Source organism: Caulobacter sp. P1_D6, assembly GCF_056406095.1.
Genome location: NZ_JBFUAW010000005.1, coordinates 32,773 through 56,547, shown reverse-complemented (window position 1 = coordinate 56,547; position 23,775 = coordinate 32,773). Strand labels below are relative to the sequence as shown.

General features: G+C 69.0%; 24 protein-coding genes. 11 read left to right on the top strand and 13 right to left on the bottom strand.

Annotated features, from left to right (window positions below; genetic code table 11):
- The first annotated feature begins 57 nt into the window (after positions 1 to 57).
- Positions 58 to 795 carry a DUF72 domain-containing protein gene (locus AC1DYP_RS02960; RefSeq protein WP_477045069.1) on the top strand — a complete coding sequence of 246 codons (738 nt, stop codon included), beginning with the start codon at positions 58 to 60 and terminating at the stop codon, positions 793 to 795.
- Here AC1DYP_RS02960 and AC1DYP_RS02955 read toward each other — a convergent pair.
- The 10 genes from AC1DYP_RS02955 to AC1DYP_RS02910 all read right to left on the bottom strand — a co-directional run bounded on the left by AC1DYP_RS02955 (position 770) and on the right by AC1DYP_RS02910 (position 10,161).
- A complete protein-coding gene (locus AC1DYP_RS02955; protein WP_477045068.1) occupies positions 770 to 1,654 on the bottom strand; it encodes a M15 family metallopeptidase in 885 nt (294 codons plus the stop codon). The genes AC1DYP_RS02960 and AC1DYP_RS02955 overlap by 26 nt on opposite strands.
- Before the next feature lie 130 nt (positions 1,655 to 1,784).
- Positions 1,785 to 3,281, bottom strand: coding sequence for a CoA-acylating methylmalonate-semialdehyde dehydrogenase (locus AC1DYP_RS02950; RefSeq protein ID WP_477045067.1), 1,497 nt, complete (start codon positions 3,279 to 3,281; stop codon positions 1,785 to 1,787).
- A 96-nt stretch (positions 3,282 to 3,377) separates the two neighbouring features.
- Positions 3,378 to 3,899 carry a flavin reductase family protein gene (locus AC1DYP_RS02945; protein ID WP_477033696.1) on the bottom strand — a complete coding sequence of 174 codons (522 nt, stop codon included), beginning with the start codon at positions 3,897 to 3,899 and terminating at the stop codon, positions 3,378 to 3,380.
- Positions 3,900 to 4,092: 193 nt separating this feature from the next.
- A complete protein-coding gene (locus AC1DYP_RS02940) occupies positions 4,093 to 5,361 on the bottom strand; it encodes an RNA polymerase sigma factor (protein WP_477045066.1) in 1,269 nt (422 codons plus the stop codon).
- Positions 5,358 to 5,705: a YciI family protein gene (locus tag AC1DYP_RS02935; protein ID WP_477045065.1), complete on the bottom strand. Its 348-nt coding sequence runs from the start codon at positions 5,703 to 5,705 to the stop codon at positions 5,358 to 5,360. The genes AC1DYP_RS02940 and AC1DYP_RS02935 overlap by 4 nt, the downstream gene beginning before the upstream one ends.
- A 123-nt stretch (positions 5,706 to 5,828) precedes the next feature.
- Positions 5,829 to 6,419: a CDP-alcohol phosphatidyltransferase family protein gene (locus AC1DYP_RS02930; protein WP_477045064.1), complete on the bottom strand. Its 591-nt coding sequence runs from the start codon at positions 6,417 to 6,419 to the stop codon at positions 5,829 to 5,831.
- Positions 6,420 to 6,530: 111 nt separating this feature from the next.
- On the bottom strand, positions 6,531 to 7,766 hold the full coding sequence (locus AC1DYP_RS02925) for an amidohydrolase family protein (RefSeq protein WP_477045063.1): 1,236 nt from the start codon (positions 7,764 to 7,766) through the stop codon (positions 6,531 to 6,533).
- Between the two features lie 38 nt (positions 7,767 to 7,804).
- A complete protein-coding gene (locus AC1DYP_RS02920; RefSeq protein ID WP_477045062.1) occupies positions 7,805 to 8,974 on the bottom strand; it encodes a glutathionylspermidine synthase family protein in 1,170 nt (389 codons plus the stop codon).
- Entirely contained in the window at positions 8,974 to 9,708 is a 735-nt protein-coding gene (locus tag AC1DYP_RS02915) for a PspA/IM30 family protein (protein ID WP_477045061.1), read from the bottom strand. Before AC1DYP_RS02915 ends, AC1DYP_RS02920 begins: the two co-directional genes overlap by 1 nt.
- 24 nt (positions 9,709 to 9,732) lie before the next feature.
- Positions 9,733 to 10,161 (bottom strand): YjfI family protein, encoded by a 429-nt coding sequence (locus AC1DYP_RS02910; RefSeq protein ID WP_477033703.1) that lies wholly within the window; start codon positions 10,159 to 10,161, stop codon positions 9,733 to 9,735.
- Between the two features lie 195 nt (positions 10,162 to 10,356).
- Between AC1DYP_RS02910 and AC1DYP_RS02905 the strand changes: the two genes are divergently transcribed.
- The 4 genes from AC1DYP_RS02905 (at position 10,357) to AC1DYP_RS02890 (ending at position 13,797) form a co-directional block, all read left to right on the top strand.
- Positions 10,357 to 10,998 carry a YjfK family protein gene (locus tag AC1DYP_RS02905; RefSeq protein ID WP_477045060.1) on the top strand — a complete coding sequence of 214 codons (642 nt, stop codon included), beginning with the start codon at positions 10,357 to 10,359 and terminating at the stop codon, positions 10,996 to 10,998.
- A gap of 18 nt (positions 10,999 to 11,016) precedes the next feature.
- On the top strand, positions 11,017 to 11,427 hold the full coding sequence (locus AC1DYP_RS02900) for a DUF350 domain-containing protein (RefSeq protein WP_477045059.1): 411 nt from the start codon (positions 11,017 to 11,019) through the stop codon (positions 11,425 to 11,427).
- A gap of 56 nt (positions 11,428 to 11,483) precedes the next feature.
- On the top strand, positions 11,484 to 12,077 hold the full coding sequence (locus AC1DYP_RS02895) for a DUF1190 domain-containing protein (RefSeq protein WP_477045058.1): 594 nt from the start codon (positions 11,484 to 11,486) through the stop codon (positions 12,075 to 12,077).
- Between the two features lie 103 nt (positions 12,078 to 12,180).
- Positions 12,181 to 13,797, top strand: a complete 1,617-nt coding sequence (locus tag AC1DYP_RS02890; protein ID WP_477045057.1) for a hypothetical protein — start codon at positions 12,181 to 12,183, stop codon at positions 13,795 to 13,797.
- A 154-nt stretch (positions 13,798 to 13,951) separates the two neighbouring features.
- On the opposite strand, the gene AC1DYP_RS02885 is transcribed toward AC1DYP_RS02890, so the two are convergent.
- Together AC1DYP_RS02885 and AC1DYP_RS02880 are read right to left on the bottom strand one after the other, a co-directional pair.
- Complete coding sequence (locus AC1DYP_RS02885; protein ID WP_477045056.1) at positions 13,952 to 14,689, bottom strand: class I SAM-dependent methyltransferase; 738 nt, start codon at positions 14,687 to 14,689, stop codon at positions 13,952 to 13,954.
- A 42-nt stretch (positions 14,690 to 14,731) separates the two neighbouring features.
- On the bottom strand, positions 14,732 to 16,225 hold the full coding sequence (locus AC1DYP_RS02880; RefSeq protein WP_477045055.1) for an amino acid permease: 1,494 nt from the start codon (positions 16,223 to 16,225) through the stop codon (positions 14,732 to 14,734).
- 167 nt (positions 16,226 to 16,392) lie between these two features.
- Between AC1DYP_RS02880 and AC1DYP_RS02875 the strand changes: the two genes are divergently transcribed.
- The 5 genes from AC1DYP_RS02875 (at position 16,393) to AC1DYP_RS02855 (ending at position 21,398) form a co-directional block, all read left to right on the top strand.
- On the top strand, positions 16,393 to 16,782 hold the full coding sequence (locus tag AC1DYP_RS02875) for a VOC family protein (protein WP_477045054.1): 390 nt from the start codon (positions 16,393 to 16,395) through the stop codon (positions 16,780 to 16,782).
- Between the two features lie 73 nt (positions 16,783 to 16,855).
- Complete coding sequence (locus AC1DYP_RS02870) at positions 16,856 to 17,431, top strand: GbsR/MarR family transcriptional regulator (RefSeq protein ID WP_477045053.1); 576 nt, start codon at positions 16,856 to 16,858, stop codon at positions 17,429 to 17,431.
- 66 nt (positions 17,432 to 17,497) lie between these two features.
- A complete protein-coding gene (locus AC1DYP_RS02865; protein WP_477045052.1) occupies positions 17,498 to 18,202 on the top strand; it encodes a DUF4166 domain-containing protein in 705 nt (234 codons plus the stop codon).
- A 31-nt stretch (positions 18,203 to 18,233) separates the two neighbouring features.
- Entirely contained in the window at positions 18,234 to 19,730 is a 1,497-nt protein-coding gene (locus AC1DYP_RS02860; RefSeq protein ID WP_477045051.1) for a TIGR01777 family oxidoreductase, read from the top strand.
- Positions 19,731 to 19,778: 48 nt separating this feature from the next.
- A complete protein-coding gene (locus AC1DYP_RS02855; RefSeq protein ID WP_477045050.1) occupies positions 19,779 to 21,398 on the top strand; it encodes a GMC family oxidoreductase in 1,620 nt (539 codons plus the stop codon).
- A gap of 12 nt (positions 21,399 to 21,410) precedes the next feature.
- Here the strand turns inward: AC1DYP_RS02855 and AC1DYP_RS02850 are convergent, their stop codons facing one another.
- Positions 21,411 to 22,229 (bottom strand): DUF2306 domain-containing protein, encoded by an 819-nt coding sequence (locus AC1DYP_RS02850; RefSeq protein ID WP_477045049.1) that lies wholly within the window; start codon positions 22,227 to 22,229, stop codon positions 21,411 to 21,413.
- A gap of 207 nt (positions 22,230 to 22,436) precedes the next feature.
- On the opposite strand from AC1DYP_RS02850, the gene AC1DYP_RS02845 reads away from it, so the two are divergent.
- The gene (locus AC1DYP_RS02845; RefSeq protein ID WP_477045048.1) at positions 22,437 to 23,408 is read left to right on the top strand and encodes a helix-turn-helix transcriptional regulator; all 972 of its coding nucleotides are present in this window, start codon (positions 22,437 to 22,439) and stop codon (positions 23,406 to 23,408) included.
- Positions 23,409 to 23,775: the final 367 nt, after the last annotated feature.

Below are 23,775 nucleotides of genomic sequence, written 5' to 3'. Positions count from 1 at the left end.
CCCAGAGGGAGAGGGGTTTCCAGATGAACCTCGGCCTTCCTCGCACGCTAGCCCTCCATGCCTCACGACATCCGCATCGGCACGGCTGGTTGGAGCTTCCCGCGAACCCTCGAAGGCTTCCCCGCCGAAGGCACGGGGCTGGAACGCTACGCGGCCGTCTTCAACGCCGTCGAGATCAACTCGTCCTTCTATCGGCCGCACCAGGGCAAGACCTACGAGCGTTGGGCGACCTCGACGCCGACGAACTTCCGGTTCGCGGTGAAGGCCCCCCGGACGATCACCCACGAACGGCGGCTGGTCGATATCGGCGATCCGCTCGCGCGGTTCCTCGACGAATGCGGCGGGCTGGGCGGCAAGCTCGGGCCGCTGCTGATCCAGTTGCCTCCGAGCCTGAGGTTCGACGCCCGCCTCGTGGAGGCTTTTCTCACCGCCTGGCGCAAGGCGACGAGGGCCGTCACGGTGCTGGAGCCGCGCCACGCCACCTGGTTCGACACGCCGGCCGAGGCCTTGCTGAAGGCCTTCGAGGTCGCTCGGGTCGCCGCCGATCCCACCGTGGTCCCCGCCGCCGGCGAGCCCGGCGGCTGGAGCGGCCTGGTCTATCGCCGACTGCACGGCTCGCCCGCGATGTACGCGACGTCCTATGACGACGGTCGCTTGGAGCCTCTGGCCCGGCAGGCCGCCGGTGAGATCGAGACGACAGAAAGCTGGTGGATCTTCGACAACACCCAGTTCGGCGCGGCGACCACCGACGCGCTGAAACTGATGGCGCTCACTTCGCCTTCGCCAGCTCGGTAAACGTCTTCGTCCCGATCCCGTAGCTGCGCCAATCCCCGTAGTCGAAGTGCCACCACTCCTCGGGATAGACCTCGAAGCCCTGGGCGACCATGGCCTCGCGGAGGATCGCCCGCATCGCCCGCTGACGGGTCGTGCCGCCGATGAAGTCGGCGTACGATCGCCCCGACATCTCGTCGTAGCGGCTGGGCATCTCGACCGGCTTGCCGGTCTTCAGGTCGTAGAGGGTCAGGTCGACGGCGCAGCCGCGATTGTGGCGCGACCCCTTGGCGGGGTCGGCCACGAACATGCGGTCCTCGGGCGGGGTCGCCTCCCAGAACATCCAGGTGACGAACCAGGGTCGGTAGGCGTCGTGGATCAGGACGCCGTAGCCCTGGGCCTCCAGCGCCTTGGCGGCCCGCGCCAGGGCTTGGGCGGCGGGACGCTGCATGTAAGCGGCCGGACGCTCGTACATCGCCAGGCCCATGAAGTTGTCGGCGCCGGCATAGCGGATGTCGAAGCGGATCGTCGGGCTTAGGGTCGACAGATCGACCAGGTCGGCGGGCTTGTGCTGAGCCGTCTCGATCGGCGGCTTGGCGGCCAGGGCCCTGGCGCGCAGGGCGGCCGGGTCGGCGCGAACCGCCGCGCGGATCGCGGCCTCGACCTCGGCTCCGAAGTCGTGGCGCGGCAGGCGGGTCCCGTCCAGGCGCAAGGCGGCCGGCTCGAGAACGAGTTCGCCGCCGCCTTCGATGCTGTAGCGATTGCGGCCCAGCGGCGTCAGCTTGGCGTCCTTGCGCCCCTGGCCGTCGACGCGCAGGACGCCGGCCCGTTCGAACACCGTCAACGGCGCCCCGCGCTCGCCATACTGACCGACGGCCGCCATCTCGGCGGCGTCCAGGGAAGACGCCGAAGCGGATGGGGCCAAGGCGGCTGCGGTCAGGACTAGTCCCATCAGGAAAGGGGCGATCGCGGTGAAAGGTCCGGCCATTCTGCGCATCGCCCCGCCGGTTGTCCTACTTCATCGTCGGGATGACGAAGGCGCTGTCCTCGACCTCGCCCTCCGGCCACCGCGCGGTGATCGTCTTGACCTTGGTGTAGAATTTCACGCCCTCGACGCCGTGCTGGTTGGTGTCGCCGAACGCGCTGCGCTTCCAGCCGCCGAAGGTGTGATAGGCCACCGGCACCGGGATCGGCACGTTGATGCCGACCATGCCGACATTGACCCGCGCCGCGAACTCGCGCGCCGCCCGGCCGTTGCGGGTGAAGATGGCGACGCCGTTGCCGTACTGGTGCTCGGACGGCAGGGCCAGGGCCTCCTCGAAGCTCTCGGCGCGGACGATCTGCAGCACCGGGCCGAAGATCTCCTCCTGGTAGGTCTTCATGCCCTTCTTGACGCCGTCGAACAGCGACGGGCCGATGAAGAAGCCCTTCTCGAAGCCCTGCAGGGAGAAGTCGCGGCCGTCGACCACCAGCTCCGCGCCTTCGTCGACGCCGATCTGGATATAGTCGGAGATCTTGGCGCGGTGCGCGGCGCTGACCACCGGGCCATAGTGGGCGGCCAGGTCGGTGGAGACGCCCACCCTCAGGGTCTCGATCTCGGCGACCATCCGCTCGCGCAGCTCGTCACCGGTCTTCTTGCCGACGGGCACCACCACCGGCAAGGCCATGCAGCGCTCGCCGGCCGAGCCGAAGGCCGCGCCCGACAGGTCCTTGACCACCTGGTCGAGGTCGGCGTCGGGCAGGACGATCCCGTGGTTCTTGGCGCCGCCCATGGCCTGGACGCGTTTCCCGTGCGCCGTGCCGGTCTGGTAGACGTAGTGGGCGATGTCGGACGAACCGACGAAGCTGACGGCGCGGATCAGCGGATGGGTCAGGATGGCGTCGACGGCGCTCTTGTCGCCGTGCACCACGTTTAGCACGCCAGCCGGCGCCCCGGCCTCCATCATCAGCTCGGCCAGCTTGACCGGCACCGTCGGATCCTTCTCCGACGGCTTGAGGATGAAGGTGTTGCCCACGGCGATGCTGATGCCGAACATCCACATCGGGATCATGGCCGGGAAGTTGAACGGGGTGATGCCCGCGCAGACGCCCAGCGGCTGGCGCAGCGAATAGACGTCGATGCCGGGCCCCGCCCCTTCGGTGTATTCACCCTTCAGGATGTGGGGGATGCCGCAGGCGAACTCGATGACTTCCAGGCCGCGCTGGATGTCGCCCTTGGAGTCGGCGATCACCTTGCCGTGCTCGGACGACAGGATCTCGGCCAGGGCGTTCATGTCGCGCTCGATCAGGCGCTTGAACTCGAACATCACCCGGGCGCGGCGTTGGGGATTGGTCGCGGCCCAGCCGATCTGGGCGGCGGCGGCGGCCTGAACGGCGACGTCCAGCTCGGCGTCGGTGGCCAGGGCCACTCGGGCCTGGACCTCGCCGGTGTTCGGATTGAACACATCGCCGAAGCGGCCGGACTGTCCTTCGAGGGCTTGTCCGTTCACGAAATGGCTGATGGTCCGCATGATACGCTCCCTAGATCTTGTTTTGCGCGTCAATAGCATCCGGCGCTCGGGCCGTATCGCGCAAATTCTCTCCGCCACATTTCGTGATGAGGAAGACTATTCCTCGACGTGCACGCGGCGGAACCGGCCCTGAAGATAGACCAGCGGCTCGTGGTCCGGATCGTAGCGCAGCTTCACCACCCGTCCGACATAGACCCGGTGGTCGCCGGCGTCGAAGACCTGATGGGTCACGCATTCGAAATTGGCCATGCAGTCGGGCAGGATCGGCGCGCCCGTGCCCCAGGTCTCGGTGTCGATGCCCGCGAACCGGTCACCGTCCTTCTGCACGAACTGGCGGGCCATCAGTTGCTGGTCGGCGTGCAGCACGTTGACCGTGAACCGCTCGGCGGCGTCCAGGATCGGCAGGCTGCGCGAGTTGAGGTCGACGCAGACCAGGGCCAGGGGCGGGTCCAGCGACACCGAGGTGAACGAATTGGCGGTCAGCCCCACGCGGCGGCCGTCCTCGCAGACGGTGGTGATCACCGTCACCCCGGTGGTGAAGCATCCGAAGGCGTGGCGCAGCGCCCGGGCGTCATGCGCGCCGCCCTCGCCCAGTTCGATCGTGACCGGCTGACTCATTCCGTCACCAGTGAGGCAAACCGGCGTTACGGGCAAGGGTTTGGGGGGCGAGGTTCAGGCCCTCCCCCTGTGGGGGAGGCGGCCGCAGGCCGGTGGGGGGAGTTGTCAGATCGTCGATCCGGGGTCCAGGCCGCCTTCCAGATACTGCCCCCCACCGTCGGCTGCGCCGACACCTCCCCCACAGGGGGAGGACCTAGCGCGCCTCCCTCCCCGCCTCCTCCGCCCGCCGCCGCAGGAAGGCCTCCTCCCGCCGGTTCCCCGCTAGTCCAGCCGCCGTCTCGAACGCCGCGCGGGCCTCCTCGAACCGACCCAGCTTGAACAGCAGGTCGCCGCGAACGCTGGGCAGCAGGTGATAGGCCTTCAGCGCCGGCGCCTCGGCCAGGGCCTCGATGATCGCCAGCCCCGCCGCCGGACCGTCGGCCATGCCCACCGCCACCGCCCGGTTCAGCTCGACCACCGGCGACGGCGCGACACTCGCCAGGTCGGCGTAGAGCGCGGCGATGCGCCGCCAATCGGTCTCGGCCGCCGTCCGCGCCTGGGCGTGGCAGGCGATGATCGCGGCCTGCAGCCCGTAGAAGCCGTTCGCCCCGCCCAACGCCCGCGCCCGGTCCAGCGCCTTCAGGCCGCGCCGGATCTGCAGCAGGTCCCAGAGGCCGCGATCCTGGTCCGGCATCAGCACCGGCTCGCCCGCCGCGTCGGTGCGCGCCGCGGTGCGCGAGGCGTTCAGCTCCATCAAGGCCAGCAGGCCGTGGGCCTCGGGCTCGTCCGGGGCGATGGCGGTCAGCACCCGGCCCAGGCGCAAGGCCTCGTTGCACAGCTGGGGCCGCTGCCAGTCGTCGCCGCGCGCGGCGGTGTAGCCCTCGTTGAAGATCAGGTAGACGACGTCCAGCACCGAGGCCAGACGGGCCGAGCGCTCGTCGCCGCGCGGGGTCTCGTAGGCCAGGCCCGAGTCCGACAGGGTCCGCTTGGCCCGCACGATGCGCTGGGCCACCGTGGTTTCGGGCAGCAGGAAGGCCCGGGCGATCTCGCCGGTGGTCAGGCCGCAGACCATCCGCAGCGCCAGGGCGGCGCGGGCCTCGCGCGACAGCAGCGGATGGCAGGCGGTGAAGATCAGCCGCAGCATCTCGTCGCCGATGTCGTCGTCCAGGGCGGAGTCGAAGTCGGGCATGGCCTGCTGCTCGGTCTCCAGGTCGTGGGTGACCATGCCGTGCTTGCGGTCCAGCATTCGGCCGCGCCGCAGGCGGTCCAGGGCCCGGCGCTTGGCCGTGGCCATCAGCCAGGCCCCGGGCCGCTCGGGCACGCCGGTGGCCGGCCACTTTTCGAGGGCGATCACCAGGGCGTCCTGGGTCAGTTCCTCGGCCAGCGGCACGTCGCGCAGCATCCTCGCCAAGCTGGTGATCAGCCTAGGGTGCTCGACCCGCCAGACGGCGAGGATGGCGCTATGGGTGTCGGCGTCGCTCAATCGCCGAACATCTCGCGGATCTCGCACACGCCCCGCCAACCGGGGATGTGGTCCAGGTGCAGCTGCAGGAACTCGCGCGCCGAGGCGATCGCCTCCTCCTTGCTGGCGAACTCGAAGATCGCGTAGCCGCCGATCACCTCCTTGGCCTCGACCATCGGACCGTCCAGCACGCTGATCCTGCCGTCGGCGACCGTGACGCGCGCGCCGGTGTCCAGCGGCAGCAACTGACCGCCGCCCAGCATCCGGCCGGCCTGGACCTCGCGGTTGGCCATCACGTGCATGGCCTCGATCAGCGACGCCGGCAGCTCGTGCGACGCGTCGGCAGGCTCAGTGATGATCGACATGTAGCGCATCTGGGAAATCCTCCTGGAGCGAACCGGGACGCCGTCGCCGCCGGACTGTCTCGCTATTGAAGACGACGAACCAGCCCCGGATGGATCGACACGCGCCGCGAAGATTTCGGCAGCTTAGGCCGGCGCGCGCGCCGCGCGGCGCAGGGCCAGGGCCTGGCGCACGCCTCGGACGTCGCAGCGCCAGGTCGGGAGGATCAGCATGATCGCCCAGGCCTCGAGCTGGGAAGCGACGCCCATGGCGAAGGCGACCGGCAGCACCCAGCCGCCCGTTCCCGCGATCAGCAGTTGGGTCAGCAGGGCCCACAGGGCCAGGCCGAACAGCTTCGACAGCAGGTGATGCGGCGAGGCCTCCTTGCGGAAGCGGACGAAACCGATGGCGTGGCCCGTCAGCTCCATGACACCCAGCACCGCGACCAGCGGCCAGAGCGCCGCGATCAGTCCGGGGTGCAGGACCAGGACCGCCGCCGTCGCGCACAGCCAAAAGACCACGTCGGCCCGGCTGTCGAAGGTGCGCAGGCGGTCGGTGACACAGTCGAGGCGGCGGGCGATCACGCCGTCGAAGATGTCCGACAGCACGCCGATGGCCAGCAGGGCGGCGCAGAGCCAGCGGGCCGGCTGACCGACCAGCAGGGCCAGGGCCAGGATCGAGAGCCCCGCCGCGACGCGCAGGGCGATCAGGAGATGGGGGATGGCGCGCGGGGTCATGGGCTCGAGACTAAGGCGGGATGCGGGTGCGGGTCCATGGCGGCGCTTCTCCCCTCTCTCCCGCCATCCTCGGACTTGTTCCGAGGCCCCCCGTTCGGCTGAGGCGTCGGTTCAGGGCTGCGATCGATAGACGACCTGACCGGCCCGAATAGTGTAGGCGACGGCGGCAAAGGCGCTGACGTCCCGCGCCGGATCGGCGGACAGGACGGTCAGGTCGCCGTCCATTCCCGTGGCGATCCGACCCTTGTCTGGGAACTTGAACCGTTGGGCCGGCGCCGTGGTCAGGGACGCCAGGATCTGCTCCCAGGACAGCCCCGCTCCGGCCATCAGCCGATATTCCTCCGTCGTGTCGGCGGCGTCGGTGTAGCCGACATCCGTTCCGAACAGGACCTGGCCGCCGGCGTCGGCGAAGCGCTTCAACTGCACCTGCGCCACGCGCGTGAACGTCTCGATCTCGGCCGAGGAGGCGTCGCGCTTCTTCAGTTCCACGCCCCACAGCGTCAGCGTCGGGATCAAGGCCATGCGATGGGTCGTCAGACGGGACGCCATGTCGGACGGCCAGGGGCCGCCGTCGGGGGTCGTGTGGGCCAGTACGTCGACGCCCGAGCCGATGGCGACGTTCAGACCCTCCAGGTTGGAAGGATGGGCGAAGGCCGGCTTGCCCAGGCGATGCGCCTCGCCCACCACGGCCTTGGCCGCGTCGAGCGGCATGGGCAGCACGCCGATCTTTCCGCCGACGGCCGAGCCCGCGAAGATCTTGACCCCGTCTGCCCCGGCGGCCAGCTGACGCCGGGCCCGCGCCGCCGCCTGCCCGGGCGTGCCGACCTCGAAGGACGGAGCGCCGGCCAATATGGCCTTCACATAAACGGGCATGCCGTCATTGGGGTAGAAGGGCGCGTCGACCGTCAGGATGTTCGGCCCGCGAACCTCGCCCGCGACGATCCGCTTGCGCAGGGCGATCGCGTCCCCCGGCAGCGATGCGATGTCGAAGACCGTGGTGAAGCCCCAGCGCGTGAGCATGGCCTCCAGCTGACGGGAGACGACGTCCGGATCGCTGGGCTTGGAGGCGACGAAGGCAGGCCCTAGCAGGTGGACGTGACTGTTCCAGAAACCCGCCGTGACCACCAGCCCGCGCCCGTCGATCACCTCTGCGCCGGGACCGGGCCTCACCTCGGCGGCGGGGCCCACGGCGATGACGCGGCCGTCGCGGACGATCACCGAACCGTCCTCGATCGCCGGCGCTCCCGGCGAGGCGTAGATCCTGACGTGCACGACGGCCAGTTCGCCCGCCGTCGCCGGCATGGCGATCAGCGCCGCGAGAACCGCGATCCAAGTGAACCGAGCCATCGTCTTCCTTCCCTGATGACGGCGCCTCTACGGACGCCCTAGCCCTCGATCACGTGCGGCACGAACCTCGCCAGGTTCTTGGTCACCACGCTGTCGTCCTCGCGGATGCCGATGCCGGCCGGTTCGTTGCCCACCATCCACGCGCCGACCACCGGCCGCTTGCCGTCGAACTCCGGCGGCGGGTGGTAGGCCTGGACGATCGCGCCTTCCGCGCCGTAGCCCTGGTCGAGCACGGGCTCGGCAAGGTGTTCCGGGCCGCCGACCACCTCGACATTGGCCCCTTCGCGCGAGAACAGCGGCTTCCTCACGAACCGGTCGCCCAGCGCGCTCGCCGCCGGGTCGCCCTCGAAATAGGCCTCCAGCAGGTTGGGGTGGCCGCGGTGGCGCTCCCACAGCAGCGGCAGGATGCCCTTGTTGGACAGGATCGCCTTCCACGGCGGCTCGATCCAGCGCACCTGGGCGGTGTTCAGGTGCGCGGCGTACGGCTCGCGCAGCATGAACTCCCACGGATAGAGCTTGAACGCCGCCTGCAGGACGAAGCCCTCCAGGTCGACGAACTGGCCCTCTTCGTTGACGCCGATGTTGTCCATGGCCACGAACTTGGGCTCGAGCCCGGCCTGCAGGGCCAGGTCTTCGAGGAAGCGCACGGTCTGGCGATCCTCGACGGCGTCCTCGTCGCTGGCGAAGTGGACGAAGCCACCCTTCGGAAAAAGGAGCTTGAACCGGTCGCGCAGGGCCTCGAACAGGCTGTTGAACTGGTCGGCGTTGGCCGGGAAGGTCCCGTTGGCGATCATCTCCTCCAGCCACAGCCACTGGAAGGTGGCGGCCTCGAAGACGCTGGTCGGGGTGTCGGCGTTGTATTCGTAGAGTTTGGGCTTGGACTGGCCGTCATAGCCGAAGTCGAAACGACCGTAGAGCGACGGCGACTTGGCGCGCCAGGCGGAGGCCACGAAGTCGCGATGCTCGGCCGGGATCGCCAGCCGCTCCATCAGTTCCTGGCTGCCGGCCACCTCGTCGACCAGGTCCAGGCAAAGATCGTGGAGCTCGGCCGCGGCCGGCTCCAGATCCTGCTCCACCTGGTCCAGGGTGAAGGCGTAGGCGACGCTTTCATCCCAGTACGCCTGGCCTTCGGTGTGGTGATAGACGAACCCGACCGCCTCGGCCTTGGCCTGCCAGTCGGGTCGGGGCGTCAGCTTGAGGCGGCGCACTACTCGGTCTTCGAGCCGTCGCCAGCCTTCTGTTCGATCTGCAGCGGCGGAGCGGCCGGGGCCAGACGGGCCAGGACGTCGTCGGCGCTGGACTGGCCCGGCAGGATGCCGGCCAGGCGCAGCTTCTCGTCCAGATCCGCGCCGGTGCGACGGTCTTCCAGTTCGCCGGCGGCCTTGATCTTCTCGCCGCGCACCATCTGGCGTTCCTTGATCCGGGCCAGGCTGTCGGCGGCCGAGCCCAACGAGGCGCCGGCCCCCGCGCCGCGCGCCGAGACGGCGGCCTGGGCCTTCTGGACGCTCTCGTTGACCTTCACGACCTCGACTTCGCGACGCAGGGTCTCGATGCGGCGGTCGGTGGCGGTGATGGCGGTGTGGAGCTGATCCTCGGCGGCGCGCATGTCGCCGATCTGCGGCTCCTTCAGCGCGATGTCCTGCTCGAGGTCGGCGATGCGCTGGGCCACCTGGCGGGCCAGGTCCATGTCGCCCTTCTGGACGGCGGCGCGGGCCGAGCCCTCGTACTTGGTGACCTGGTCGCGGAAGCCGGCGACTTCCTTTTCCAGGATGCGGCGGCGGGCCACCAGGGTGGCCATGTCGTCGCGGGCCTTGCCCTGGGCGGTGTCGGCGTCGCGGATTTCCTGGTCGAGGATGCGGATGGCGTTGGCGTCGACGACGGCGGCCGTGGCTTCGTGCGCGCCGGCGCGACCCAGGGTGAACAGCTTGTTCCAGATGGACATTTGGGGGTCTCCGAGTCGCGAGTTTTAGGCGGCGGGGGTGAAGGACGAGCGCAGGTCGGAAGCGGCTTCGATGGCGTTCTCGGCCAACACTCGCAGCTCGATCAGGATGTCGTCCAGCGACGAGCTGGGGGCCAGTTCGCCGAACAGCTCGTAATAGTCGCGCTCGCCCACGGTGCTGATGCCGAAGTTCGACAGCGGCACCAGCTTCTGGGCCTTGAGCAGGAATTCGTTGAAGGCGTGGCGATCGGCCTGTTCGTCGACCGGCCACAGCAGCACCGAGGCGGCGATCTGCTGGTCGCTGACGCTGACATAGATCTCCAGGTCGCCCTGGTCGTGCATGGTCACCAGCAGGATCGGATCGGCGCCCTCGACCACACGGGCCGTCATGGCGTCGCTGAAGCCGTCGGAAAGCGCCGTCTTCAGCGAGCGAACAGTCCAGGCGGGGGTCGTCATCGGGCGGTCTCTCCTGCGGCGATCCAGTCGTGGAGCCGTTTCATACTAGATGGGCGGGCGAACGCCAGTCGTCGAGAGCGCAACCTTACGTGCGCGGATGACAAGTTGGTAATCCCCCACTCCGTTTTACGGGGCCCCCTTTTGTGCGGACGATCCGCGGCGTACATGTGACGCGAGTTTCGCATCGGGTCGTTCATGTTCAGCAAGCTCTTCGGCCGCAAGGACGCCGCGCCCGCCTCGGCCCTGCCGGCGATCCGCAACGTCACCCTGGGCCGCACGGTGTGGCTGGACACCCTGGCCTGGCGCCGCCTGGGCGACGACCTGCGCTTCCCGCTGGACCGCGACACCCTGGAAATCACCGCCCAGGGCCTGGTCGACCTGAAGGACGGCGGCTTCGTGCACCGGTTCTACACCGACGACGACGTGATGTTCCAAGCCGTGTCCGACGACCGCGAAGGCCAGCGGGTCAACGACATCACCGTCTTCGTCCCCTGGGACAGCACCTATCCGGGCGGCCGCGCCGACCGCGACGCCTGGGGCCAGCGCCTGCGGGCCCGCACCTTCACCGCCGCCGGCCTGCCCGAGTACCAGCGCCTGTGGTTCGGCGACGAGGCCGAGAGCCAGGACCCGGTGACCTTCTGGGAAGACGTCCACGACGACCGCGACGGCATTCCCGATCGGCGAATCTACCAGACCTGCATGCTGTTCGGCCGCGACCTGCCCGGCGAAGGCCGCGAACTGCTGCTGGCCATCGAGCAGGAGAACGAGGACCGCACCGAGGTCTCGTTCGAAATCATGATCGGCGTCCCGCTGGGCGTCGGTGAATTCAAGGCCTAGGCCTTAGGGGGAAAGCAAATGGACCTGCACGGATTTGGCGCCAGCGCCCTGGCCTTCGTGGTGGCCTTCGTCGCCGCCGGCCTGTTCACGGTGATCTTCAAGGTCGTCTACCAGTGGGTGACGCCTTACAACGAGGGCAAGCTGATCCGCGAGGGCAACGTCGCCGCGGCCCTGGCCCTGGGCGGGGCCCTGGTCGGCTACGTGCTGCCCCTGGCCTCGGCGCTCAGCAACACCGTCACCCTGCTGGAGTTCTGCGCCTGGGCCGCCCTGGCCGGCGTGATCCAGATCGCCGCCTTCACCCTGGTGCGCGTCGTGGTGATGAAGGACGTCGCCGCCCGCATCGAGAAGGGCGAAATCGCCGCCGGCGTCTATCTGCTGAGCATCTCCCTGGCGGTCGGCGTGCTGAACGCCGCCTGCATGACGGCCTGAGGCGCGCCATGACGATCCAAGCTCCCTCCCCCAAGCCCCCCTTGGCACGCCGCCGCTTGCGTTCCAGCGGCCTGGCCCTGACCGGCCTGATGGCCGGCACGGCGATCTCGGTCAGCGCCTGCGACGATCCCGGCACCGCCACCCAGTGGGGCGACCCGCCGTCCGCTTCGCGCGAGGTCGACGCCAAGACCTACGCCTCGCTGGACGACTGCAAGAAGTCCGGCGACATGACCGCGGTCCAGTGCGACACCGCCTACGCCCAGGCCCAGAAGGACAGCGCCGCCAACGCCCCCAAGTTCGGCGACCAGCAGAGCTGCGAGGAGCGCTACGGCGTCGACCAGTGCGTGCCGCGCAACAACGGCGGCGGCGGCAGCTTCTTCACCCCGCTGCTGACCGGCTTCATCGTCGGCCAGGCGCTGAACAACATGGGCGGCGGCTATTACGGCGCGCCGATGTACCGCGACCGCGGCGGGACCTACTACGGCGGCGGCGGTTATCCGCTGTCGCGCGACTATGTCACCGGCCGCACCCGCGTGCGCACCGACACCTTCAACGCGCCGGAAATGCGGGCCCCGACCCGAGTCCAGAGCCGCAGCTCGGTGATCTCGCGCGGCGGCTTCGGCGGCTCAGGGCGGTCGTTCGGGGGGTGAGGCTGGGTTAGACGCGCGGCCCGCCTCAGCATTTCACCTTATGCCGCCGCCCAGCTAGAAATCCGACTGTCCACGCCTTGATCCCTTCGAAAGGTCCAAGGCGATGGCGGACCAGACCAGCGGAGAAGGGCGAGAGCCCTGGGCGCGCGATCACCGTGGACAGCGTCGCGCGGCCATCAGGCTTTCCGTCGCGGTCGGCGCCCTGACGACCATGGTCGCGACCGCCGTCCATGCGCAGGCTCCCGCGCGCCCGGCCACGCCCGCCGAACTGCAACAGCAGGTCACGGCGGTGCGCGAGCAGCTTCGCATCATGCAGGAACAGCAAAAGGGGCTGACCGAGACGCTCAGCCGGCTGCAGCAACAGCTGGACAGTCAGTCCGCGCCCGCGGCCCCGCAACCCGCCCCGCCGCCCATAGCGGCCGCAGCGGCTGCGCCCGCGCCGCTGCAGGTGGCGGCCGCGGCCCCGCCGGGCGCGAAGGAACCGGACGATTCCGTCACGCAGAAACTTGCCGACCATTATCGGGACGGCATCGTTGTCTGGGAGAATCCCGACGACGCCAAGATTCCCTTCCTGCTGAAGTTCAACGTCAACACCCAGGTCCGCTACCTCAACACCACCTCGACCGACGAAACCTACACCGATCATCTGGGCGTGGTTCGCACCGTCAATCCGCGCAACGACATCACGGTCAACCGCTCGATGTTCATCCTGGGTGGCTACATTTTCGACAAGAGACTGCGCTACAGTTCCACCGTGTGGACCTCCGCGGGGTCGGCCTCGATCGTCGTGGCCGGGAACATCGGCTGGCAGTTCAACAAGGCCTTCTCGCTTTGGGGCGGCTACACGGGCGTGCCGGGCAGCCGGTCGCTGGTGAACACGTTTCCGTTCTTCCAGTCGACCGACCGCACCATGGCCGACAACTTCTTCCGTCCCGGCTTCACCCAGGGGATCTGGGCCAACGGGGATCTCCCGCACGGCCTGCATTACTTGGCGTTCGTCGGTAACGGACTCAACACGCTGAACATCTCGGCCTCGAAGATCGACACCCATCTGATGGGTTCGGGCAGTGTCTGGTGGGAACCGCTCGGCGACTACGGCCCGCCCGGCAAGTCGCGCAACATGTACGACGACTATTATGCCTCGTCGGATCTGCGCATTCGCTTGGGGACGTCATACACGCGGTCGAAGGAAGACCGCTTTTCAAACCTCGACCAGTCGAGCCCCGAGAATACGTCGATGTACAATTCGGACGGCGTGCTGACCTTCGCCGAAGGCGCCTTCGCGCCGGGCGTGACTGTCGACACGGCCACGTACGAAATGTGGGCGATCGACGGGGGCGTGAAAAAGAACGGGTGGTCGGTCAACGGGCAGTACTTCTTCCGCTGGGTCGATGACTTCAAGGCGTTCGATGACTCCCCGGTCCCGGCTCCGGTCGCCATCGCAGGCATGTTCGACCACGGCTTCGAGCTGTCGGCGGCCACGTTCATCGCCCCCCAGAAGCTGATGGTGTACGGCCGCGGCTCGAGGATATTCGGAGAATTCCGCGACTCGTGGGAGGCGGGCGTAGGCCTGAAGTGGTACTTCGTCCCGACCGAGCGCATGTGGCTGTCCGCGGAGCTGATGCGCACGGTCAACGTGCCCTACAGCGGCACCTTCACCCCCTACACGGCCGGCATGACGGCCTGGGTGCCGATGGTCCAGGCCATCATCGCGTTCTAATAATGGAGGGGCCGGGACCGGCCTGTGGGTCTCGGCTCGATCCCGACTTTCGTCGCGATGACGGGAACTTCGGAAGTGGGGACACGCCCGCGCGAACGGCGCTCTTGTAGTCCCGGCGCGGCTGACGGCGCGGGCGTATCCCCTTCCCCCTCCCCTATGGCTTCACGAACTTGAGGATGAACTGGTCGGTCTTGCCCCGGATGCCGGGGTCGAAGACGATGGCGGTGCGCGGGTCGGCCGGGTTGCGCAGCAGCGGGCTCTCGGCGGCCAGCTTGAAGCCGGCGGCCTCGACCTCGGACTTCACGGCGGCGATGTCGATCCGGTGCAGGGTGTCGGGAGCGGTCAGGCCCGAGCCGTCGGCGGCGTAGTGGTCGACGACCAGGAACACCCCGCCCGGCTTCAGCGACTTGAACACCTCGGCGTTGACCTTGGCGGCGGTGTCGGCCGGGAACGGCTTGAGGTGCAGGTCATGGTAGTTCTGGACGGTGATCACCGCGTCCAGGCCATCGGGCAGGTCCAGCCCAATCAGGCTGCCGTCCAGCGGCGTGACGTTCTTGTAGGCCGCCGCGACGGTCTTCAGGTCCTCGCCGTACTTAGCCTGGAACTTGATGAACTCGGCCGGCTGGTAGGCGTAGACCGTGCCGGTCGGGCCGACGGCCGCCGACAGGAGGTGTCGGCCGCCGGCCGGGCCGGATCGGCCAGGGCGGCCGACAGGTTGGCGGGGACCTGGGCGAAGCCGGGTGCGGCCGACGCACCCAACGCTAAGGCGATCGCCAGGGCGATCATGGTCCGCGACGTCATGGGCTTCCTCACCGTTGTTTCCCTTCGATAGCGCGTCGCGGCGCCTGGGTGAACATCGGTATTCGAGATCGCCGCGAGTTTCGGGGGACAAGCTGGGGACAGGTTCCCGCCGCTCGTCCCCCGAACCCTTACGTCAGTGCGTCTCGTAGGCCGTCTTGCCGCCGCTGATCGCGAAGGCCTCCTCGGGCGACAGCACCAGCTTCTTGCGGCCGAACAGGGCGAAGTAGGCGATGCCCACGGCGAACCAGACCGCCACGCCGATCACACCGGTGCGGTAGATCGGGTCCTTCAGCTGGTAGAAGATCGTCACCAGCGAGATCACCACCGTCAGCCCCGCGCCCGTCAGGCCGAACCGGCTCTTGTAGGGCCGCTCCATGTTCGGGAACTTCTTGCGCAGCAGGATGAACGACACGCCCTGGGCGACGTAGGACAGCATGGCCCCGAACACCGCCATGTTCAGCAGGGTGCCGCCGATCACCGCCGCGCCCTTCTCGGCCCCGAGGATGAACCAGACCGCCAGCATCACCGCCAGGCCGGCCGCCGAACCGGTCAGCAGGGCCACGTCCGGCGTCTTGCGCACCCCGTGGGTCACCGACAAGGCGCGGGGGAAGTAGCCGGCCCGCGACAGCGAATAGATCTGCCGGCCATAGGCGAAGATGATCGCGTGGAAGCTGGCGATCAGGCCGGCCACGGCGATCGCCGCCAGGACCTTGGCCAGGCCGCCGCCATAGATCGTGCGGAAGCCTTCCAGGATCGGCTCGCCGGACTTGGACAGGGCGAAGGTCCCTGGCGAGATGGCGCTGTTCAGCCACAGCACCAACAGGGCCGAGACGATCAGGGTGGCCATGCCCAGGATGATGCCCTTGGGGAGGTCGCGCTGCGGGGTGTGGCTCTCCTCGGCGGCCAGCGGCAATTGCTCGATGGCCAGGAACAGCCAGACCGCGAACGGCAGCTGCGCCAGGGCCCCGCCGACGCCGGCCGGCAGGAACGGTCCATGGCCGTTCGGCAGCTCGGTCCCGCCCGGCCCCACGTTCATGGCGTATTTCAGGAAGTCGGCGTGCGGCAGGGCGCTGACCCAGAACACCGCCAGGCAGGCCAGGGCCAGCAAGGTGATGAACACCGTGAACCGGAACGACATCGCCACCCCGCCGGCGTTCAGGCCCACGAAGATCACGTAGGATCCGATCCAGTAGAGCGGCTGCACCCAGGCCGGGGTCTCGAAGATGCCCCCAAGGTACGAGCCGATGAAGAAGCACACGACCGCGGCCGTCAGCACGTATTCGACGTTCTCGCACAGGCCGGTGATGAAGCCGCCCCACGGCCCCATGGCGGCGCGGGCGAAGCTGTAGGCCCCGCCGGTGTGCGGCTGGGCGGCGGCCATTTCGGCGATCGAGAAGGTCAGGCCCAGGTACATCACGGTGATGATCAGGGTGGCCACCAGCATGCCGCCCCAGCCGCCGACGCCCATGCCAAGGTTCCAGCCCGAGAACTGGCCCGAGATCACCGCCCCGACGCCCAGCGCCCACAACGAGAACACGCCCGCATAGCGCTTGAGGCCGCGTTTATCGAAGTACTCGGCGCCGACCTTCTCGTAGCTGACGCCGCCGCCGGCGGTTTCCTCGCTCATGGTGGTCCCTCCCTCGTCACCTGTCCCGAGCCGAGCTTGCGCGCGTCGGGCGGGAACGGCGAGCCTTCGTGATCACGAATTTCGCCCCTGGGAGACCAACGTTCACTATTTCGGCGCCGCAGGCCGGGCGGCGACCCCGATCACCGTCATCTGCTAAGGGAGAGGGCATGATCGCCATCGACCATCTCGACCATCTGGTGCTGACCGTCGCCGACCTGGACCGCACGATCGCGTTCTACCGCGACGTCCTGGGCATGCGGGTCGAGACCTTCGGCGCGGGCCGCAAGGCCCTGGTGTTCGGCCGGCAGAAGATCAATCTGCACCAGGCCGGCCACGAGTTCGAACCCAAGGCCCAGCGCCCCACGCCCGGTTCGGCCGACCTGTGCCTCATCGCCGCCACGTCCCTGGAACAGGTGATCGATCATCTCCACGCCCACGGGGTGGCGATCGAGGAAGGGCCGGTCCAGCGCACCGGGGCGACGGGCGCGATCCTGTCGGTCTATGTGCGCGATCCCGACCAGAACCTCATAGAGATCTCGAACCCTATCCCGGGCTGAACCGAGCCGGCGTTCTGAGGCGGCAGGCCCGCGTGGACTTGACTCCCACGCCGTTTGGTCGCAAATTTCTGTCATGACAGAAATTGCAGACACCACGAAGCGCCTACCCGCCGCGGTCGAGCAGTTCGTGCTGCGCTGGGGCGACATGGGCGGGCAATGGGGCGTCAACCGCTCCGTGGCCCAGATCCATGCCCTGCTCTATCTGGCCGACAAGCCGATGACCGCCGAGGACATCGCCGACAGCCTGGGCATGGCCCGTTCCAACGTTTCCAACAGCATCCGCGAGCTGATCGGCTGGAAGCTGATCCGTCGCGTGCCGCAGCTGGGCGACCGACGCGACCACTACGAGGCCGAGGCCGACCTCTGGCAGATGCTGACCCGCATCGCCCAAGGTCGCAAGGAGCGCGAGATCGATCCGATGGTCGAGGCGCTGGGCCCTGTCCTGGCGGCGGCCGACGACGATCCCACGCTCAGCCCGGTGGCGCGCAAACGCCTGAAGGAGATGCACGGCTTCGTCACCACGATCGACAGCTGGTACGGCCAGATGCTGAGCGTGCCGCCCAGCACCCTGATGTCGCTGATCAAGATGGGCTCGAAGGTGGTGGGCCTGCTGAGCCTGGGGCGCGGCAAGACGGACAAGACGACTTAAAAAATTTGCCCGCTGATTTCTCTTTGAACAGAAATAACAGGCAGAACGGGAACAGGGGATTTGGCGATGCTCGAACTCGAAAGAATCCATCCGGCCCATGACCAGGGCGCTCCGGAAGCCACTCTCGCCAGGCCCGCCGACCTGCACGACCAACGCTTCCGCGCCCTGCTGGGCGAAGCCGCCTGGAGCCGCCTGCCCCGGGCCGTGCGCGAGCGGTTCAGCAAGCGCCTGCGTCCTGGAATGGCCGTGACCTATGTCGGCGAGATCACCGAAAGCCGGCGCACCTGGGCGGGCCAGGCGCTGGTCCAGCTGTGCCGGCCGATCGGCGCGCCCCTGCCCCTGTACGACGACCTCGGCGTGGCCGCCGTCGTGACGGTGACCGAGGACGGCCAGGCCGGCGGCCAGTTCTGGACCCGGATGTACAACCAGGCCCACGGCTTTCCGCAGGTGATCCACAGCAGCAAGCGCTTCGCCGGCCCGACCGGTCTTGAGGAGTATCTCGGCTGGGGCTTCGGCATCGCCCTGGCGGTCAGCGCCGACGAGACGGCGCTGCACTTCCACAGCGACCACTACTTCCTGGCGCTGGGCCCGAGGCGGCTTAGACTGCGCCTGCGGTTGCCGGCCTGGCTGGTGCCGGGAGCGCTGACCATCAGCCATATCGACCAGGGCGACGGCGGCTTCGCCTTCGTGCTGGACCTGCGCCATCCGCTGCTTGGCCAGATGCTCCGCCAGGTCGGGGTGTTCCGCGAGCGGCCGGCTCACATCCATTAGATTCTGGCACTAGGCCCTGGGAGCAACGCCAATGACCGATCTGATCTGGACCCTGGTGTTCGCCCAGGTGGCGATGGGCGGGTTCGACACCCTCTATCATCATGAGCTGACCGAACGCCTGGCCTGGCGACCGTCCCAGGCCCGCGAGCTGCGGCTGCACGGCGTGCGCAACCTGTCCTATGCGGTGATGCTGACGGCCTTCGGCTGGAGCCAGCCGCAAGGCGCCCTGGCCGTTGCCCTGATCGCGCTGATGCTGGGCGAACTGCTCCTGACCCTGTGGGACTTCGTCGAGGAAGATCGGTCGCGCAAACTGCCGGCCAGCGAGCGCGTCACCCACACCCTGCTGACCCTGAACTACGGCGTGGTGCTGGCGCTGGTGGTCCCGCTGCTGGCCGGTTGGGCGACGAACCCGACCGCGCTGGTCCCGGCGTCCTACGGCGTCTGGAGCTGGCTGTGCGCCCTCGCCGCCGTAGGGGTCATCGTCTTCGGCTTGCGCGACCTGGCCGCCGCCGACCGGACCAACCGCATCGTCGCCGCCGATCCCGTTCCGTTGGTCCAGGCGCTGGCGCCACGCCGGTCGATCCTGGTCACCGGGGCCACTGGGCTGATCGGCCGGCGCCTGGTCGCGGCCCTGGTCGGCGCCGGCCACGAGGTCATCGCCTTGACCCGCAGCCGCGCCACCGCCGCCGACCTGCCCGCCCCGATCCGGATCGTCACGTCCCTGGACCAGATCGCCGCCGACACGCGCATCGACGCCGTCGTCAACCTGGCCGGCGAGCCGATCTCCGACGGTCTTTGGACGCCCGCCAAACGCCGACGGATCGTCGGCTCCCGCCTGGCGGTGACCCGGGCCGTGGTCGCCTTGATCACACGGCTGGAGCGCCGCCCCGAGGTGCTGGTCAACGGCTCGGCGATCGGCTGGTACGGCTTGCGCGGCGACGAGGTGCTGGACGAGACGGCCAACGGCGCCGACTGCTTCTCGCGCACCGTCTGCCGGCGCTGGGAGCGTGCGGCGATGRCGGCCCAGAACCTGGGCGTGCGCGTGGTGCGGCTGCGCATCGGCATCGTCCTGGCCATCGACGGCGGGGCCCTGTCGCGCATGCTGACGCCGTTCGAGTTCGGCCTGGGCGGGCCGTTCGGCGCCGGACGTCACTGGATGAGCTGGATCCATCTGGACGACCTGGTGCGCTTGATCGCCCACGCCATCGCCACGCCGGGCCTGCGAGGCGCGGTCAACGGCACGGCGCCGGAGCCGGTGCGCAACGCCGCCTTCGCCCAGGCCCTGGGCCGCGCCCTGCACCGCCCCGCCCTGCTGCCCGCCCCGGCCGCGCCCTTGCGCCTGGCCCTGGGCGCCTTCGCCGACGAGCTGCTGCTGAAGGGACAGCGGGTCGTACCCGCGGCGGCGCTGGCCAGCGGCTTCGCCTTCGCCTACCCCACGCTCGACGGAGCGTTGGGCGCCATCGTCGGGTCGAAAGCGGTGCGGCCGAAGCCCGACGCTTCCCAACATCGTGTGCTTGCCCCAGCCTAACCGGATCGACCGCCCCGACCGAGGCGCGGCGACGGAGGATTCGGCGGGATGGCGGGCGAGATCGACCTGGGCGAGTTCGACTATGTGGTGGTCGGCGCCGGCTCCGCGGGTTGCGTGCTGGCCAACCGCCTGTCGGCCGATCCCTCGGTCAAGGTGCTGCTGCTCGAGGCGGGCGGCCGGGACGACTGGATCTGGTTCCACATCCCCGTCGGCTACCTGTTCGCAATCGGCCATCCGCGCGCCGACTGGCTGCTGGAGACCGTCGCCCAGCCCGGCCTCGACGACCGCGTCCTGGCCTATCCGCGCGGCAAGGTGATCGGCGGCTCCTCGTCGATCAACGCCATGATCTACATGCGCGGCCAGGCCCAGGACTACGATGGCTGGCGCCAGAAGGGGCTGACGGGCTGGGGCTGGTTGGACGTCCTGCCCTACTTCCTGCGCCACGAGGACCATGTCGCGCCGAAGGGCGAACACCACCGGTCGGGCGGCGAATACCGGGTGGAGCATCCCCGGGTGCGCTGGGACATCCTGGACGCCATCCGCCGGGCCGGGGAAGAGGCCGGTGTTCCCGCCATCGAGGATTTCAACGGCGGCGACAATTCGGGCTCGTCCTATTTCCAGGTGAACCAACGGGCGGGCCGCCGATGGAGCACCGCCTCGGCCTTCCTCAAGCCCGTGCTGGCGCGCGGCAACCTGCGGCTGGAAACCGGCGTGGAGGTCCAGGAGATCGTGCTGGACGGACAGCGCGTGACGGGCCTGCGCGCCGTGCGCGGCGGCCAGGTCCTGACCGCCCGGGTCGCCGGCGAGCTGATCCTGGCGGCCGGCGCGATCGGCTCGCCGCTGATCCTGCAGCGATCGGGGATCGGGGACGCCGAGGCCTTGAAGCAAGCCGGCGTCGCCGTGCGGCGTCACCTTCCGGGCGTGGGCGCCAACCTGCAGGACCACCTGCAGATCCGGCCGGTCTACAAGGTCACCGGCGTGCGCACGCTCAACACCGACTACGCCAACCTGGTCCGGCGCGTGGGCATGGGCGTCGACTACGCGCTGCGGCGGTCGGGCCCGCTGACCATGGCCCCCTCGCAGCTGGGGATGTTCTGCCGCTCGGACCCCAGCCGCGCGACGCCGAACCTGCAGTTCCACTTCCAGCCGCTGAGCCTGGACAAGTGGGGCGACGGCTTGCACAGGTTCGGGGCCTTCACCGCCAGCGTCTGCAACCTGCGCCCCGCCAGCCGGGGAAGCGTCGGCCTGTCCGGCCCCGGCCTCGCGGCCCCGCCCCGGATCGATCCCAACTACCTGGCCACGCGGGAGGATCGCGACGTCGCGGTCGCCTCGCTGCGCTGGGCGCGCCGGATCGTCGGCCAGCCCGCCCTGGCCCGCTACGCGCCCGAGGAGTTCCGGCCCGGTGCGGCGGTCGAGACGGACGAGGACCTGCTGGCGGCGGCCAAGGCGCTGGCCACCACGATCTTCCACCCGGTCGGCACGGCGGCCATGGGCACGGCGGACGATCCGCTGGCGGTCGTCGACGAGCGCCTCAGGGTGCGCGGCCTGCTGGGCCTCCGGGTCGTGGACGCCTCGGTGATGCCGGCCATCACCTCCGGCAACACCAACGCCCCCACGGTGATGATCGCCGAGAAGGGCGCGGCGATGATCCTGGAGGATCGGCGGTGAGCGCGACGCCCCTCAGACGTAGGGGCCCCACATGAAGGCGATCGTTCCGAAGACGCCGGCCGCCATGAACACGGAGGCGACCACGATCAAGGCCGCCGTCAGCGCCTTGCGGACGCCGTCGGCGCTTCTCTCGGCCGCGCCGTACAGCTCCAGGAAGGCCAGCGGAATCAGGTAGCTGCCGAAGGTCATGACGATGTCGGCGGGCCCCGACATGTCTTTCGTCATGCCCACCGGCCCCCGATTGACGACGATCCAGCCCATCAGGCCGACCCGCAGGAACCAGACCCCGCTGACCACCATGAAGGTGCGCATGGCCCAGCGCCGGTGCTGGTCGAAGCGCCGCTTGATTGCGTGCCGCCAGGCCAGGCCGGCGAAGATCAGGATGAGCAGGCCGTTGATCAGGATCGCGACGGCCGAGATCACCGAGAGGTAGGTCCCCCTGACGACCGCCAGCCAGACGCCGCTCAGCGCCATGAAGATGGCGATGACGAGGAAGGTCCGGCCGGTCCAGCGATGCAGCCTGGGCCACTTGCGGCGCAGAGCGGGGATCATCTGCATCAGACCGCCCAGCGTCACGACCGACGCCAGCAGCACGTGGGCCGCGAAGACGATGTTGCCAGCGTCGTCGCCCTTTATGTAGCCGTCGATCAGGGGCTTGTCGTTCCAGCCGGCGAAGTTCCCGGTCGCGGTGCGGACCCCGTAGAAGGCCAGGATGAAGCCGATGAAGGCGGTCTGGCCGATGGCTGCGACGACGAACCAGAGGACCCCCGCCCAACGCAGGGCGGTCGCGCCGGCCGCCGGCGGCAATGGTGACGAGGACGGGATCGACATGGCGTCTCCTGACACGACCTCGAGGCTGAGGCCGATGGCAGGGATGGCGGCGACGCGGGCGCCGGGTCTCGCCGATTTGGAATTCGGCTAGAGATATTTTGTCGAGGCCGCGCGCGCTGGTGGACAGGGCCGGGCGTCGAGGGGCAATTTCGTCGGGAGGGGAAGCGTATGCCATCGGCGACGACATTCAGCGCTTCGATCGCGACCATGGGGAAAGGCCTTCGACCGTGGCGACCGCGCGGCCGGCTGCGGGTCCATGCGGCGATCGCGACCGCGTCGTTCGCCTGCTACATCCTCGGGCGGCTGCTCGAAGGCGGCGCCGCGACGGTTTTCTCGGTCATCGGCGTCGGCGCCTGCGGCTGGGCCTGGCTGGTGACCCGGGCCCTGTTCGATCCGGCCGAGCGGGATGCGAGATGGGCTCGCGTCGTCGGTCTGATCGTGGCGCTGAGCGGCGCCCTGTCGGTCCTCGCCCCGGCGGGCGGCCTCATTTCGCGCGTCGCCGACAACACCTATGCCCTGAGCGGCTCGACCGCGCTGCTGCTGACCTTCGTCGAACCCTTCCACCGCTATGCGCGCGACCTGCCGCGCGCCGAGAAGCGGTTCCGGTTCGCCTTCGTCGCGATCTACGCCGTCCTGGTGGCGGTCTCGGTCATGGGGCTGCGGGCCGTCGGCGATGGGCCCGACGAAGCCGTGCGGGACGACCTGGCCAAGAGCGCCTGCGCCGTCATGGGGCTGGCGGCCCTCCTGGTCGCGGTGTGGTTTCGACGCGGTCACCCGCTGGCGGCGCGGATCGCCACGTCGGCGCGCCGCGCTCCGACCGAGGACGAGGCCCGCCTGGCCGAACGCCTTCGACGGCTGTTGATCGACGAGGCCGTCGACAGTCGACCCGAACTCAAGATCGGTGACGTCGCCGCGCGGCTGGGCGAGCCCGAGCACCGGGTCTCCCAGTGCATCAGCACGGCGCTGGGCTTTGCCAACTTCAACCGCTGGATAAACCACCACCGGATCGCGCGGGCCAAGCGGATGCTCGCCCACCCGGACGAACGACGGTCGATCCTGGAGATCGCCTTCGCCTGCGGCTTCGCCTCCCTCGGCCCGTTCAACCGCGCCTTCCGGGACGAGGTCGGAACCACCCCTCGGGCCTATCGCGTGGCGAAGCGGGCGAGCGTGGAAGGTTAGGCGTGTGAGCGGGCGGGCGAGGTCCGCTTAGCCCCTAAGCAGACGTTAGCGTGTGCCGTCATGGCTGGTAGAAGGGAATGGGGGACGCAACGCCGATGACGAAACAAGCTCCATTTATCAGCCTAGGCCTGAGCGCTTTTGGGCTTTTCGTCGTGCTGGGGGGACTAGCGCTCCTGTCCGTAACCAACGAAGCGGCGCCGGGGTGTACCGGCCCTGTCGTGCAGCACTGCGACTATGTTTCCTCCGCGAAAGCGGCGGTCGCCAAGTCGAACTATCGTCCATTCCAGAGAGATCTCGGGTTTGAGATTTTCGACCAGGGTTCGACTGTCCTCGTGCAGCAGTTCACTCCACCGGGAGAGCCGGAACT